The organism is Micromonospora sp. NPDC002411 (assembly GCF_053592955.1).
On record NZ_JBSFBM010000168.1, the window covers coordinates 1 to 14356 of the forward strand.

General features: G+C 71.6%; 16 protein-coding genes. 5 read left to right on the forward strand and 11 right to left on the reverse strand.

Annotation, left to right across the window (positions count from 1 at the left end):
• Positions 1 to 58: 58 nt before the first annotated feature.
• From ACWCO3_RS20140 to ACWCO3_RS20170, 7 genes are all read right to left on the reverse strand, one after another.
• Positions 59 to 265, reverse strand: coding sequence for a hypothetical protein (locus tag ACWCO3_RS20140; RefSeq protein WP_450011414.1), 207 nt, complete (start codon positions 263 to 265; stop codon positions 59 to 61).
• Positions 262 to 3444 (reverse strand): FtsX-like permease family protein, encoded by a 3183-nt coding sequence (locus ACWCO3_RS20145; protein WP_450011416.1) that lies wholly within the window; start codon positions 3442 to 3444, stop codon positions 262 to 264. Before ACWCO3_RS20145 ends, ACWCO3_RS20140 begins: the two co-directional genes overlap by 4 nt.
• 116 nt (positions 3445 to 3560) lie before the next feature.
• A complete protein-coding gene (locus ACWCO3_RS20150; protein WP_357934058.1) occupies positions 3561 to 3725 on the reverse strand; it encodes a hypothetical protein in 165 nt (54 codons plus the stop codon).
• Positions 3722 to 3937, reverse strand: coding sequence for a helix-turn-helix domain-containing protein (locus tag ACWCO3_RS20155; protein WP_030336216.1), 216 nt, complete (start codon positions 3935 to 3937; stop codon positions 3722 to 3724). The genes ACWCO3_RS20150 and ACWCO3_RS20155 overlap by 4 nt, the downstream gene beginning before the upstream one ends.
• Positions 3937 to 4371 carry a DUF2975 domain-containing protein gene (locus ACWCO3_RS20160; protein ID WP_244311836.1) on the reverse strand — a complete coding sequence of 145 codons (435 nt, stop codon included), beginning with the start codon at positions 4369 to 4371 and terminating at the stop codon, positions 3937 to 3939. Before ACWCO3_RS20160 ends, ACWCO3_RS20155 begins: the two co-directional genes overlap by 1 nt.
• A gap of 76 nt (positions 4372 to 4447) precedes the next feature.
• Positions 4448 to 5092, reverse strand: coding sequence for a YdeI/OmpD-associated family protein (locus ACWCO3_RS20165; RefSeq protein WP_358162759.1), 645 nt, complete (start codon positions 5090 to 5092; stop codon positions 4448 to 4450).
• Positions 5089 to 5718 carry a hypothetical protein gene (locus tag ACWCO3_RS20170; RefSeq protein WP_358162757.1) on the reverse strand — a complete coding sequence of 210 codons (630 nt, stop codon included), beginning with the start codon at positions 5716 to 5718 and terminating at the stop codon, positions 5089 to 5091. Before ACWCO3_RS20170 ends, ACWCO3_RS20165 begins: the two co-directional genes overlap by 4 nt.
• A gap of 20 nt (positions 5719 to 5738) precedes the next feature.
• Here ACWCO3_RS20170 and ACWCO3_RS20175 point away from each other — a divergent pair, with 20 nt between their 5' ends.
• Positions 5739 to 5984, forward strand: coding sequence for a hypothetical protein (locus ACWCO3_RS20175; protein WP_450011419.1), 246 nt, complete (start codon positions 5739 to 5741; stop codon positions 5982 to 5984).
• A gap of 36 nt (positions 5985 to 6020) precedes the next feature.
• Here ACWCO3_RS20175 and ACWCO3_RS20180 read toward each other — a convergent pair whose 3' ends face one another.
• The 3 genes from ACWCO3_RS20180 to ACWCO3_RS20190 all read right to left on the reverse strand — a co-directional run bounded on the left by ACWCO3_RS20180 (position 6021) and on the right by ACWCO3_RS20190 (position 9424).
• Positions 6021 to 7376, reverse strand: coding sequence for a hypothetical protein (locus ACWCO3_RS20180; protein ID WP_357934046.1), 1356 nt, complete (start codon positions 7374 to 7376; stop codon positions 6021 to 6023).
• A 79-nt stretch (positions 7377 to 7455) separates the two neighbouring features.
• Positions 7456 to 8706: a DUF222 domain-containing protein gene (locus ACWCO3_RS20185; RefSeq protein ID WP_450011421.1), complete on the reverse strand. Its 1251-nt coding sequence runs from the start codon at positions 8704 to 8706 to the stop codon at positions 7456 to 7458.
• A gap of 238 nt (positions 8707 to 8944) precedes the next feature.
• Positions 8945 to 9424: a winged helix-turn-helix transcriptional regulator gene (locus tag ACWCO3_RS20190; protein ID WP_358162047.1), complete on the reverse strand. Its 480-nt coding sequence runs from the start codon at positions 9422 to 9424 to the stop codon at positions 8945 to 8947.
• 179 nt (positions 9425 to 9603) lie between these two features.
• Here ACWCO3_RS20190 and ACWCO3_RS20195 point away from each other — a divergent pair, with 179 nt between their 5' ends.
• Positions 9604 to 11073, forward strand: a complete 1470-nt coding sequence (locus ACWCO3_RS20195) for an MFS transporter (RefSeq protein WP_450011424.1) — start codon at positions 9604 to 9606, stop codon at positions 11071 to 11073.
• Between the two features lie 6 nt (positions 11074 to 11079).
• Here the strand turns inward: ACWCO3_RS20195 and ACWCO3_RS20200 are convergent, their stop codons facing one another.
• A complete protein-coding gene (locus tag ACWCO3_RS20200; protein ID WP_450011426.1) occupies positions 11080 to 11946 on the reverse strand; it encodes an oxidoreductase in 867 nt (288 codons plus the stop codon).
• 131 nt (positions 11947 to 12077) lie between these two features.
• Between ACWCO3_RS20200 and ACWCO3_RS20205 the strand changes: the two genes are divergently transcribed.
• From ACWCO3_RS20205 to ACWCO3_RS20215, 3 genes are all read left to right on the forward strand, one after another.
• Positions 12078 to 12959, forward strand: a complete 882-nt coding sequence (locus tag ACWCO3_RS20205) for a helix-turn-helix domain-containing protein (RefSeq protein WP_145786107.1) — start codon at positions 12078 to 12080, stop codon at positions 12957 to 12959.
• 82 nt (positions 12960 to 13041) lie between these two features.
• Positions 13042 to 13584 (forward strand): TetR/AcrR family transcriptional regulator, encoded by a 543-nt coding sequence (locus tag ACWCO3_RS20210; protein WP_145786108.1) that lies wholly within the window; start codon positions 13042 to 13044, stop codon positions 13582 to 13584.
• 91 nt (positions 13585 to 13675) lie between these two features.
• A partial coding sequence (locus tag ACWCO3_RS20215) for an alcohol dehydrogenase catalytic domain-containing protein (protein ID WP_450011429.1) occupies positions 13676 to 14356 on the forward strand: 681 nt, incomplete at its 3' end.

Below are 14356 nucleotides of genomic sequence, written 5' to 3' on the forward strand. Positions count from 1 at the left end.
GACGGTGGATCTCACGCCACCGTTCAGCGAGCACTACGCGCGGGACTTCGGCACGGCATCATTGGCGATCGCCCTGCTGTTGGGCATCGCGGCGGCGGGCAGCCGGTTCGCTGACCAACTGCGCTCGCAACCCCTGTTCGGCGAGCCGGTTGACCAGTCGGGGCACCCCGCTGATCAGCAGCGTGACCACCAGGGTCAGCACCGCCAGGAGCAGGAACTGCCCGCCGTACGTCCGGACCCGCCGGACGGCCGCGCCGACGCTCATCGTTCTCCCCCGATTCGCAGCTGCACCGCCGCCACCCGCTGACGGATGCCGGTGGCGATGAACGCGCTGAAGGCGAGCGCCGCCAGCAGCAGACCGACCGCGGTGAGACCGATCGGAACCCAGGGCAACACGAACGTCGCCGGGGGGATCGGTCGGCCGGCGGCCGGGGTGAGGATGACCAGTGGGGCCATGGTCGCGCCGACCGCGGCACCGAGGAGCAACCCGACTCCCACGCCGATGCCGGCGAGGAAGGTCTGTTCGGCCAGCAGCGCCCGGGCCATCAGCCGGGGCGTCGCGCCGAGGGTGTGCAGTACTGCGAACTCGCCGAGCCGCCGACGGGCGGTGGCCCACACGTCCACCATCAGACCGACGAGGGCGAGGAGCACCGCGCCGAGCGCGGCGGCGAGCATTCCGGTACGCGAACCCTGCCAGTACGGGTCGTCGGCGGCCGCTTCGTACACCGCCTCCCGGTTGAGGACGGTGACTCCGGGCAGCTCGCTGGCCGCCTGCGCGGCAGCGGTCGCGTCGGCGGCACCGATCCACCATTCCGGTACGGGCCGCAGGGTCCCGCCGCCACGGATCAGCGCGTCGACCGCTGCGGGCAGGTCCAGCAGCACGCCGGCCGCGGTGGTGGTCGGCACAGCGCTCAGCTCACCGACCAGGTGCACCGGCAACGTCGCCCCGGAGAGCGTGAGGTCGACGGTGTCGCCGACCCGCAGGCTCAGCGCCTCGCGTACCTGGGGGGTCATCAGCACCGGTACGGCCGCCTTCGCGGCGGGCACGACGACGAACCGGGTCGGGTCCTGGTCGATGCGCTCCCACCCCGGCTGCCATTCGATCGGACGGCTGCTCACGAATCCGCTGCCGCTCACCGTCACCGGCACGCGCGGTCCGCCGACCCAGGTCGTCGCCCACTCACCCGCGACGTCGGCAGGGCGAGCCGTACCGGCCGCGTCGACCAGCTTCAGGTCGCTCACCTGAAGCCCATACGAGTCACCGGCTGCCCGCCCACCGTCGGCTTCGAACCCGGCCACCCGGAGCCGCGCTCCCCCCACGTCCGGTAGCTGGACGGTGAAGCGGGTAGCCCGCCCGTTGCTCGGGGCGTCGACCGCAGGCAGCCGGAAGGCGAGGCCCTCCGCGCTGGTGACCAGCAGCGCCACCGAGATCTGGTGCGGTTCGACGGCGTTCCCCACCGGCGTACGGACGGTGCCGGTGATCGTGCGGGTGCCTTCGGGTAGCTCGACGCCCCCGGCTGCTGCCCGCGCGCCGACCATCCGCTGGTACTGCTCCGAGGCCGGCCCGTCGCCGAGGCGGTCGGCGAGGCGGACGACACCGGGTGCGTTGGCCGGGTCGACACCGATCACGGTCGCCGGCAGGTTCTGCCGGCCGACCCGCACCTCGTCCCGCCAGGCCGGCAGCACCCGGTTCACGCTCGGCAGCGTGGCGAGCTGAGCGGCCCTGTTCGGCGGGGCGACACCGGCCCGTTCGGTGATCCGGACGTCCGCGCCGACCGTGTATCCGGCCTGCTCGACTTGGGACCGCTCGCCGGTGCTGATCAGGGACCAGGCCAGGGTGCTGCCGCCGACGGCGAGGGCGAGCAGCAGGACCGGGCCGGCGTGCGGACGCCGGCCGGCCTGCCACATGCCGAACATGGTGGCCGTCCAGGGGCGTCGGTCGACGAAGCGCTCCGCGAACCGTGTGAGCGGCGGGAGCACCCGCAGCGCCAGCACGGCACCGGCCAGTACGCCGAGCGTCGGGGCGGCGACCAGCAGCGGGTCGAGCCCGAGCTGGCCGCCCGAGCCGGCCAGCGGCGAGGCGTACCGGCGGAGCTGCACCCAGGCGAGCACGGCGAGCGCCACGAGCACCAGGTCGACGCTGGCGCGTTGGACGCTCGCCGACCGGTTCGGCCGGGACCGGGACGCCATGTCGGCCACATACGTGCCGGCGCCGCGCAGCGTCGGGAGGACCATGGCGACCAGGCAGCCGGCTGCGGTGGCCGCCGCTGCCGCCCAGACCAGTGTGGTGTTGCCGCCAGCGGTGTAGAGGGACGCCGACCCGCCGGGTCGGATGTACCGCAGCGCCTCACCGGCGATCAGCGGACCGAGCACGGCGGCCGGGGCGACCACCAGGGTCGCCTCCCGGGCGGCCAGGCCGGCCAACTGCCGGCGGGCGGCGCCGCGGGCCCGCAGCAGCGCGGTCTGCGGGCGGCGGTCCTCGTGCAGGAGGGCTGCGACCAGCACCAGCGCGTACCCACCGAGCACCAGGATCAGCAACAGCGGGGTGGCCAGCGAGGAACGACCCACCAGATCGGCGCGGCCGATCCGGTCCAGCAGCGTCTCCATCTTCGTCGCCGCCTGCCCGGAGCTGCCGAGCTGAGCTGCCTCGGGCACCGCGGTGGTCGCCTCGGTCAGGGCCTTCCGCACGGCGGGCAGGTCGGCGGTGTCGACGCCGCCGAGGTCCGGTTGGGCCAGCCAGGACGCCGACACCGAGCCCGGGAACGTAGTGACGAAGTCAGCCGGGTCGAGCGTGAACGGCCCGTACGAGGTGCCGGAACCGGCGCTGCCCGCTCCGACCCCGGGGGCCAGCAGCCAGTACGCGTCGGTCGGGTCGCGGGGCCGCCAGGTGCCGGCGAGCACCAGCTCACCGCGCCGTTCGGTGGCCCGGTCACGCACCGGGATGCGTTCGCCGACGGTGAGGCCCAGCGTGCCGGCGACCCGCTCCGGCAGGCTCACCTCGACGGGGTTCGCGCCGGGGCGGGGCCAGGCTCCGGCGGTCAACTCCGCGTGGCCGGCGAGGTCCTCGAGCGTGGCCAGGTTCGCGAAGACCGGCTCGTCGTCCGGACGGGGAACCTGCCCGAGGTCGCCGGTCAGCTCCCGGCCGGTGCCGTACCGGCCGGCGGCGACGGTGACCGGGGCACCCGCCAGCCCGTCGGCGAACTCCGCGCGGACCGCCTTGTCCCGGTTGGCGAACTCCGCCGCGTCACGTCCACCGGACCCACTGACCAGGAGCCCGCGCTCCTCGGCCGGCGAGGCGGCGACCAGAGCTCGCTGCCCGGCGTCCACCGCCCGCCGGTTGTAGTCAGACAGCCCGGTGACCAACGCGACGGCGACGAGGGCGGCGATCACCGCCGCGACCAACAGCCCTCGCGCCTCGCGGGCCCGCCTCCACACCAGCTTCATCCGACGCCTCCCCTGGCCCTGGCGGGCCGACGACCATCAAGACAGGCGACCTACCGGGAAAGGTTCGCGCCCGTTACTTGATCGTTACTACGGGAGGGTCGGCCGAAGCCGGGCGGCTAGCTGCCGCGTCGAAGGTTGCGGATGCCGAACACCACCGCGCCGATCACCAGCACGACGCCGATGAGCTGTAGGCCCGGGGAGTCGTCGGCCCCTCCGAGCACGACGGCGGCGATGCCGAGCGCCACCCCGAGGACTGCGGCAACGATCAGGGCGTACCTCATGGGGTTTCCTCCTCCACCCATTCGAGCAGGTCTCCGGGCTGGCAGTCGAGCACCCGACACATCGCCTCCAGGGTGCTGAAGCGGACCGCCTTGGCGCGGCCGTTCTTGAGCACCGCCACGTTGGCCGGCGTGAGCCCGACGCGCTCGGCGAACTCTCCGACGCTCATCTTGCGCTTGGCCAGCTCGACGTCGATGCGGACGACGATGGGCATCAGATCACCGCTTCCATGTCGCTGCGCAGCGTGGTGGCCTGCCGCAGCAGCGCACGCATCACCACCATGAGAAGCCCCAGCACGGTGACGCCCACCGTCAGGAGGAACAGCAGGAGCGGCACTCCCGGGTCGTCCGCGTTGAAGCCGACCCAGAGGAAGACCCCCACGAGCACCACCCAGGCGGCGGCGATCGCCCAGACGATGGCGTCCACCCACTTCAGCGACGCCTCGGTGAAGATGCGGTCGTTCTTGACCAGGCTGAGCAACTGCCACGTCGCGACGATGACCACCTGGACGCACAGCACCCAGAACACCGTCACGGCGGTCGCCGGCCAGCGCAGGTGCGCGTCCTCCGGCGACTGTTCGGCCATGTACGCGAACTGACCGGGCAGCGAGAGGGTCTGGAACACGACCAGGACCCCGAACAGCACCACGAGAAAGACTCTGAGAGCGGCTACCGCTCGATGCTCTGTAACCATGCATCGAGTTTCGCTCGTTACCTATCGAAAGTCAATCGGTCCGGTCGCTGGCGCTCCCTGGCGCGACGACGTCATCCGCCGGCAACGGTCTCGCCTTCTGCGGGTAGAACGTCTCGTGCCGGGCCAGCATGGCGACGAACTCGACGATCTTCCGCTCGCGGGTCTCCACCCGCTTCACCGCGTTGAGGCGGTGGATGAGGGCGAACCGGTTGGCCTTGGTGAGCACGTCGAGCATCGCCTGCGCGGCGGGCTCGGCGGCGATGGCGGCGAGGAGGTCGGCCGGCACCTCGGCCTCCGACGGAGGGGCGTAGGCCGCCGCCCACCGACCATCCGCCTTCGCCGCCTCCACCGCGGCACGCCCCGCCGGCATCATCCGCCCCGACTCCTCCAGCCGGGCCACGTTCGCCACGTTGCGTTGCGACCAGGAACTGCGCGGCCGGCGCGGGGTGAACCGGATCCACGAGGACCCCTCGTCCCGTTTGCGGGCCTGCCCGTCGATCCAGCCGAAGCACAGGCCCTCGTCGACCGCCTGCTGCCAGGTCAGCGTCGTGACCGTGCCGCCCTTCTTGGTCAGGGCCAGCCAGACCCCGGGCGACGAGGTGTGGTTGGCCGACAACCAGGTGCGCAACCCGTCGGCATCCGCCACGACCAACTCAGCCAGCTCGGCGCTCGTCATGCCGGCAGGCTATCCCCCGGGTCCGACAGCCGGTGGCCACCGTGGGACTCGACCAACGCGTCCGCCACGACGTCGGCATCGGCGTCGGCCACGTCCGCCGGGTACTCCGGCAGCAGGTCGTCCCAGGCGACCAGCCACGACCCGAACAACTGGGCCTGCCCCTCCGGCCGGGCGAAGAACCAGATGTGCAGGTGTGCTCCGCCGTCCCCGAAGCGGTAGACGTGGGCCCGCGAGATGTGCGGCAGCGCCTGCACGTGGCGCGCGATCCGGGTGCTCAACAACCCCAGTTCGGCGGCCAACTCGTCGGGCAGATCCTCCATGTCGTGGTGTTCGAGCGGCATCAGCATGAGCACCAGCGGTACGCCGACGCCCTTGATCCGGATCAGCCGCCAGCGCTCGTTGAACCAGATCCCCTCATTCCGGTTGCGGCAGGCATCGCAGTCCGACGGGTCCTCGCCGTGCCGGTCCGGCTCCGGGAGCACCGGCGGCCGCAACGGCGCCACCCGAAGTCCGTCCGGGTCGAACGGGCTGATGTCCCAACCCGTCATGCGTGCCAACGGAAGACGGTGTTCGCCGTCGGCAGCAGCGAGCGCGTGGTCGTAGAACTCGTCCGGTCGCAAAGCCATGCGGCAGACACTAGTACGAGATGATCCACATTGGCCGGGGCCGGATGCGCGCACCTGACCATGCGTGGGGTCTGTCCGACTCGCTGCTGGGCACCCGAGGATCGAGAGGTCAAAACCTGGTCGACCGTCTCGGCACGATCGCCGACGAGCGGCAGACCGCCGAAGGCTCACCCCGCTCTCGCAGCCGATTCCCCGACTGGTTGATGGCGCTCGCACTGTTCGCGCTCTTCTCGGGCGCGATCGTCTACCGCCTGGCGACGCAGTGACAGGGCGTACCGCACCCTCTTCATGCCGGCAGCCGGTCACGGGCGGGCCGACGCCCTCGGGTTCCGACCCGGGTCGTTGATCTGCCGCCGGAAGGCGAGGTACGCGGTCAGGTTCACCAGCAGCATCACCATCCCGATCACCGAGGCCAGGAGTCCCACGTCGAGGCTCGGCAGTGCCACGAACGTCAGTGCGGCGAGCACGATGGCGAAGATGTTGAGGAAGGTGAAACCCAGCACCAGTTCGTTGAGCAGGCGGGAACGACGGTCCTGGAGACGACCGACCAGTTGCTGGTGCAGCGTTCGGACGAAGTCGAGCCGCTCGTCCAACGTGGTGAGGACGAGCCGGAACTTCCACTGCTGCTCCAGCGCGTTCCAGACGGTGCCGCCGGCCGCGTCGAGGTGCGCCTCCACCGACGAATAGCCGAGCCGGAACAGGCGGATGCGGTGGTAACCGCGCAGGATGCGCTTGGCCTGGTCTTCGAGAGCACTCATCGACAGGTCCGCGCGCCCCGGGTCGATCTGGGACAGCTCGGCCGAGAGCACCGCGTCGTAGCGCAGGGCCGCAGCCCAGCAGACGTGGTGCACCCCGGTCAACCGCGCCAACAGCAGGGCCGGACGCGACCCGAAGTCGTTGACCACCGCTGTGGTGTGCGAGCCGACCCGCAGCACGCCACCCCGGGCTCCGTCGGGCGTGCAGTCCACACCGTCCGGGGTGAATGCCTCGGCGATGGCGCGCCGCCGCGCCGGATCGCAGTCCGGGTCCACTCGGACGGCGAAGGTGGTGTTGGCCCAGAGCACGAACACCTCGTCCTCACCGACCGCCGCCGGCAGGATGGCGCGCAGGAGCCGGGTCACCGCGGGCACCATCCGCTGCACCGGCGGGGCCACCTCGTCGACCACGTCCCCGGTGCCACTGACGATGCCGTCCGGCAGTTGGTAGGTGATGCACAGGAGACCGCAGTCGACGTTCCAGAGGCTGACCCGGGCAGAGAGCACCTGCCACGCGCCAGAGGCCGTCGTGGGCAGCAGGGAGGTCTCGATCTCCTCTCCGGCCGCCCGCAGGATCTCCTGGCCACCGCTGATCTCCATGGTCGGCCGTGGCATGCTGCCGAGCAGCTCGTCGAGGAGCCGTTGACCGTAGGGCTGCAACGCGAGGTCGTCGAGGCCGTCGGTGACGCTCCACCCCGTCGGCACGTCACGTCGGGATCCGGCCTCGGTGGACAGCTGACACGGGAAGTAGGCGACCACACGTACCGACGTGACGTCCTTGAGCATCAGCGACCTCTCCCCGACCGACCCCCGCAGGGTATCGAGGGAGTCAACAGCATCGATCACCGCGAACACCGTGACGACGTTCTGCGGCAGGCCTTCCCGCTCGGCGGCGAGCGACACGACGTAGAGGTCTGGTCGCTGCTGGCCGCCGAAAGGCGGGACACCGAAACGATCGCGAAGGCCGGGGCCACGACGTGAGCTACGTCCGCCGGTGGTAGTGGTTGCGGCGCGGCAGTTGCTCGGGGTCGAGCCAGGCGGGCGGGATGAACTCCGGATGGTCGTCGTCGCCGAGCCGCACCGTCCACTCGCCCCGGTGAACGTGTCGGTGGTGGTGGCCGCAGAGCAGCACGGCGTTGTCGAGGCTGGTCGGCCCGCCGTCGGCCCAGTGGTGGATGTGGTGGGCGGCGCACCAGCGGGGTGGTCGGTCGCAGCCGGGGAACGCGCAGCCGCCGTCGCGCAGCACCAGAGCCCGACGTAGCGCACCGGTGATGAGCCGGCGTTGTCGACCGACGTCGAGGACCTGGCCGGCGCCGCCGAGGACGGCGGGCAGGATGGCAGCGTCGCAGGCCAGCCGGCGCACCGTGTCGGGGGTGAGCTGCAGGCCGATGTCCAGTGCGCCGCTGCCTAGCTGCCGGGTCAGCCCGTCATAGCTGGTGGTGACAACGATCTGGGCCAGATCGCCGCCGCTGTCGGGCAGCTCACCGGTGCGTAGGGCGAGGCGGCAGACGTCGGCGAGGGCGTCGTGGCGGCGTTGGCCCGCGCAGCGGGTGTCGTCGGGGCCGGCGGGTGCGCTGAGCGGGTCGATGGCGGCGCGTAGCAGGGCGGCGGTTTCGGCGTTGAGGGTGCCGGTGAGCCGGAGTCGCCCGTTGGTTTGTTCGGAGATGGTGAGGTGTCGGTCGCGGGTGGCGCGGGCGTCCTCGGCGGCCAATGCTGCGGCTGCGGCGGCGTCGGCGAGGTCGGGGGCGACGTGGTCGAGGATGCGGGTGCCCATCCGACGCAGCAGGGTGGGGTCGAACTGCGCGGCCCAGTCGACGAGCACGCCGACTGCCTTGTCGGCTACCTCGGCGCCTGCCGAGGCCGTCACCGTGGCGGCGGTGTCGGCGATGACCCGGGCTTGGTCCACTGTGATATCCGCGTCGGCCAACGCCTGCCGGACCTGAGGGTTGCCGGTGTCCAGGGCGGTGGCGAGGTCGACCAGGCGGCGGGCGGCGGGAACGGTCATGCGCAGTCGTTCGCGTAGCCAGACCGCGGTGGTGGAGGCGCCCTGCGCGCGGGCGGTGCCGCGGCCGTCGATCTCGCGGACCAGGGTCAGGGTGACGGCGGCGAGGCGTTGCTGAAGACGGTGCGCAGCGTCGAGCGCGGCGACCAGCTCCTGCTCGGTGAGAGGCCAGGCGGCCGTGTCGACGCAGGCAGCGACCGCGTCGTCCGCCTGCGCCAACTCCTCAACCATGACCGGATACTAGAACAGGTGTACGACATTTTCAGTGGCCATGATCAATGCATGAACGGTAGCCCTGGCGTCGACCGCCCGGCTGGCGGCCGTGAGCGGACGCCGTCTGGTTGGCGGCCGTGGGTCGAGGCCGGCTAGCAGGCGGCTGGGGCAAGAGCCCGCCTGATTGGGCCGCCCCGTGCGCGAGCCGTCGATCGGCGGGCGCTGTTGGCTGCGCTGCCGCAACAAGCCGGAGCCGTCAGGCGCGCCGGATCGCTCCCGGCCCGGCGTTGATGTCGATGTCGCCGCTCTCCACGTCGTGGCCGGCTGCGCAGCGGAGCACTGCGCGTACCGGCTCTCCGCAGTTGCGGTGGGTGGAGGTGACGGACGGGCCCGCCTCGTCGGCGGCCCAGGTGTCGCCCCAGTTGCGCAGTGCGGTGATCACGGGCAGGAGTTCGCGGCCCTTGCGGGTGAGTTGGTACTCGTGGCGGGTGCGCTGCCCCGGCTCCCGGTAGGGGATCCGTTCGAGCAGGTTGGCGGCGACCATCTCCTTGAGGCGGGCGGCCATGGCGGGCTCGCCGACGCCTACCCGGCGGACGAAGTCGTCGAAGCGGCGTGTGCCGAGCAGCGCCTCACGCATGATCAGGACGGTCGACCTGCTGCCCACGATGTCCATCGCCCGGGCCACCGAGCAGTTCGCAGTCGACCAGGAGTCGCGATCGTCTCGTAGGTCTTCCATGTGGTCCAGCCTACCTGACTTGCGTCGAGGCTAGTCAGGTGCTTCACTGGGACGCTGCTGGCTTATGCAGATGCAAGTCAGCCCGACCGGCATCGAGGACGCCAGTGACCACCAACACCACGGCCCCGACCGCGGCCGCGCCAGCCACTGCGCGGCCGTCGCTCCGCGGCTCTCGCGCGATGACCCTGATCGCCACGTGTCTGGGCGCGATGATCACGTTCCTGCAGATCACCGCGACCGTCTCCGCCCTGACGACCATCCAGCGTGACCTTCGGATCGACCCCACCACCGTGATCTGGATCCCCAGCGCCTACACCCTGGTCGTGGCGAGCATGGTGCTGTCCGCCGCCACGCTGGGCAATCGCTACGGACGCCGGCGCATGTTCGGCGCCGGCGTCATCGCCATGATCGTTGGCGGTGCCGTGGTGGCCGGTGCCCCCAACGCGGCCTGGGTGATCGTCGGGCAGTTGGTCGCCGGCCTCGGAGGGGCCCTGATCCTGCCCAACAGCCTTGCGATCCTGAGCGCGACCTTCACCGACCCGCACCGGCGTACCGAGGTCATCACCGCGTGGTCCGCAGCGTCCGGTGTCGGTCTCGCGGTCGGCCCGCTCATCGCCGGCGCGCTGCTACAGCACTACCAGTGGCACAGCGTCTACCTGTCGACGATCGTGCTGGGTGTGGTCACCCTCGTCGTCGCCGCCATCGGAGTGGCGGAGGCCCGGCCGAGTGCTGCCCGACTCGACGTACCCGGCCTGCTGCTCGGCACCGTCGCCATAGCCGCCGCCGTCTACGCGATGATCCAGGGTGGCAAGGACGGCTACACCAGCCCGGTGATGGTGGCCGCCTGGGTGGTGGCGGCTGTCGCACTCGTCGGGTTCGTGCTGGTCGAGTTGCGCACCAGCGCGCCGATGCTCGACGTTCGGCTGTTCCGGTCCGGTTCGTTCAGCGCCGTCATGGTCGTCGCCGCGGTGTCGTTGTTCGGCTTCACCGGCGTGGCCATCCTGCTGGTCCTGTTCCACGAGCGCGCGCAGGCACTCAGCCCGCTGGACACCGGCTGGCGGATGCTGGCGCTGTTCGGCGTCTACGCGGCTGCGGCCTTCGGAGCGGGGCGGCTGATTCGTCGTACCGGATTCAAGGCTCCCCTCACCGCCGGCCTCGTCCTCGGTGCCCTGGCCAGCTTCGGGCTGGCCGCCCAGGGCCCGACCACCCCGTTCGGCCAGCGTTGGCCACTGCTCGCGCTGTTCGGCGCAGCCAGCGCCCTGGTGGTGGCCCCGGCCACGGCGGCGGCGTTGGCGAGCGTCGCGCCTGCCCAGGCGGGCATGGCCTCCGGCGCGGTCAACGCCGCCCGTCAGGTGGGCTCGGTGATCGGCTCGTCCCTGCTCGGGACGCTGCTCACCACCACGATGCTGGCCGACCTCCCGGACCGGCTCGCCGCCCACCAGGTGGGTGAGCCGACTCGGACGGCCGTCCAGGCGGCGGTGGCCGCCGGTGCCACCGGCGACCAGCCACTGCCCGATCCGGTCCGGTCCGCGCTGGCCGAGGCGCTGACCTCTGGTGTCCAGGCGGGTCTGCGGATCAACGGCATCGTCTTCCTGGTGACCGCCGTGCTCGCGCTCACAGTGATCCGCAACCGGCCCCACGAGCACTAGAACCGGCTAGGCGGCGACTGCGTCCAGTTCCTCGATCGCGTCGGCCGGCAGCTTCAGGTCGGCTGCGGCGACGTTCTCCCGCAGGTGCGCCACGCTCGACGTGCCGGGGATCAGCACGGTGGTGGGGGAGCGCTGGAGCAGCCAGGCCAGGGCGACCTGCTGCGGCGAGGCACCCACTCGGGCGGCGACGCCGTCGAGCGTGTCGGACTGCAACGGCGTGAACCCACCGAGCGGGAAGAACGCGGCGAACGCGATGTTCTCCGCCGCGCACCTGTGGACGAGGGCGTCGTCCTGTCGGTTGGCGAGGTTGTAGAGGTTCTGCACCGTCACCACCGGTGCGATGGCCTGGGCCTCGGTGAGCTGGTTCAGCGTGACGCCGCTGAGCCCGAGGTGCCGGATCAGGCCCTGCTGCCGCAGCTCAGCGAGCGCGGCGAACTGCTCACCGACGGGCGCGTCAGTGGTGCTCTCCGACATGCCGACCCGCAGGTTGACCACGTCGAGGACCTCCAGGCCGAGGTGCCGGAGATTCTCCTGGACCTGGGCCTTCAGGGCCGCCGGCTCCAGGGAGGGAATCCAGGAGCCGTCGTCGCCGCGCCGCGCGCCGACCTTGGTGACCAGGTGCAGATCTTCGGGGTACGGGTGCAGCGCCTCCCGGATCAGCTCGTTGACCACCACCGGGCCGTAGAAGTCGCTCGTGTCGATGTGCCGGACCCCCAGGTCGACGGCCTCGCGGAGCACCGCGAGCGCCTGGTCGCGGTCGCGGGGAGGGCCGAATACCCCGGGGCCGGCCAACTGCATCGCCCCGTAACCCATCCGGCTCAGGGTGAGGCCGTCGGCCAGGGTCAGCGGGCCGCCGGGAAGGTTCTCGCTCATGTCGTCCTCGATCCGTCATCGCAGTGGTCAGTTGCGACTGTGCGCCGGCAGCCGTTCGGCCGGCAGGGCGAGTTGTTCCTGGTAGTGACACGACCAGTCACCGGTCGGCGAAGCGGCCTACCGTCGAGGACATGGACGCGACCAACCAGCTCGGCGACTTCCTGCGTGCCCGTCGGGAGCAGATCCGACCCGAGGATGTCGGGCTCGGTCCGGGCGTGGGTCTGCGCCGGGTGCCGGGGCTGCGGCGCGAGGAGGTGGCGATGCTGGCGGGCATCAGCGCCGACTACTACCTGCGGTTGGAGCAGGGACGCGAACGGCACCCCTCGGTGCAGGTCCTCGATGCGCTCGCCGGGGTGCTCGGGTTGGACCCGGAGGCGACCGCGTACATGATCGGGTTGACCCGGGTGCGTTCGCGCCGGGCGGCCCGGCCGTCCGTCGAGAGGGTGCCGGCCAGCATCCTGCACCTGCTGCGGCAGCTCTCCATGCCGGCCTTCGTGCAGAACCGCTACCTCGACATCCTGGCCTCGAACCCGATGGCCAGGGCGCTGTCGCCGAATCTCGCCCCGGGGGCCAACCGGCTCCGCGCGGTGTTCCTGGACGAGGCCGAGCGGGACCTGTTCCGGGACTGGCGGCAGGCGATGCAGAGCGTGGTGGGGCAGATGCGTGCCGACTCGGCCGGAGACGCGGACGACCCGCGGCTGGCCGCGTTGGTGGGGGAGCTGTCGATCAAGAGCGACTGCTTTCGCCGGTTGTGGGCACGCCATGAGGTGCGTCGCCGCGAGGGCATCATCAGCCGACTCCACCATCCGGAGGTGGGTGACCTCGACCTGTACTGCGACAAGTTGGCGGTAGCGGGCGCCGACGGGCAGCTGCTGGTGATCTACCACGCCGAGCCCGGCACGGAGTCGGCGCGCTCGTTGGCTCTGCTCGGCTCGATCGCCGCCAGCACTGCTGACGACGTCCCGGACAGCCTCCGGCCCGGCGATCCGGCCCGTCTCTACCCGCTGGAGTGAGCGCCGCCGGTCAGCGTTGGCGCGGGGTCGTCTGGGGCGGTGGGCTTGACGATTCATTGTTTGTGAGTGCACACTTACAAACATGCGATCGACCGCCGAGGCCCGCCGGGTCACCGTCCTGAACGCCGCCGTGTCGGCGTTCGCCCGCACCGGCTTCCATGCCACGCCGGTCACCGCCGTGGCCGCCGCCGCGGGCATCTCCGAGGCGTACGTCTTCCGGCTCTTCTCCGGCAAGCTCGGGTTGTTCGTGGCGGCTGCCGGTGCGTGCTTCGAACGGATCGCCACGGCGATCGAGGCCGGGGCGGAGCGCGCCGCGGGTGGCAGCCCGGAGGAGGTGCTCGACGCGATGGGCCGTGCCTACGCCGAGCTGATCGCCGACCGCGATCTGCTGCTCTTCCAGGTTCAGGCGCAGGCCGTCACGGACATCCCGGAGATCGCCGAGGCGGTCCGCGCCGGCTACCGCCGAGTCGCGACCTTCGTGCAGGACCGGGCCGGTGCCAGCGACGCGCAGGTGCAGCAGTTCTTCGCGTACGGGCAGCTCTGCCACCTGATCGTGACCGCCGGTCTGGAGCAGGTGCCCGAGCCGTGGGCTCGCGCTCTGACCGCCGGCATCCGCCACCCCTGATCCGACTCCCGACAGTGGGCCGCGCTGGCGGCCCACTTTTCGGACGTCACAAGTGTGTGAGTGCACACTTACAAACAAGAGGGAGAAACCAATGACCACCGACACGACGATCACCGAAGTGGTGCTGCCCGGCGTGGTCGAGCCCGACGGGCTCCAGCTGCACCGACGCGCCATGCCCGCACCCGGACGCGGGCAGGCCCTCGTCCAGGTCGAGGCCACCGGCATCTCGTTCGCCGAGCAGCAGATGCGCCGGGCCCTCTACCCCGGCCAGCCGAAGTTCCCGTTCGTGCCCGGCTACGACCTCGTCGGCACGGTCCGGGCCGTCGGCCCCGGCGGTGACGACTCGCTGATCGGCACCCGGGTGGCGGCGGTCACCAAGACCGGCGCCTGGGCCACCCACGCACTCGTCGACGTCGACGTCCTGACCCCCGTGCCGGCGGACCTCGATCCCGCCGAGGCCGAGACCGTGGTGGTCAACGGGGTGACCGCCTGGCAGATGCTGCGCGGCGCGGACCTGCGGGCCGGGCAGACCATCCTCGTGCACGGCGCGAACGGTGGCGTCGGAACCGTGCTCGTCCAACTCGGCCGCCAACTCGGCCTGCGGGTCATCGGCACCGCCGCCGCACGGCACCACGCAGGCCTGCGCGACCTCGGCGTCGAACCACTCGACTACCGCGATCCGGACCTGGCCGCACGGGTCCGTGAGCTGTCGCCGGGCGGCGTCGACGCCGTCTTCGACCCGGTCGCCGGCCCCGGCGTCCGCACCTCGTAC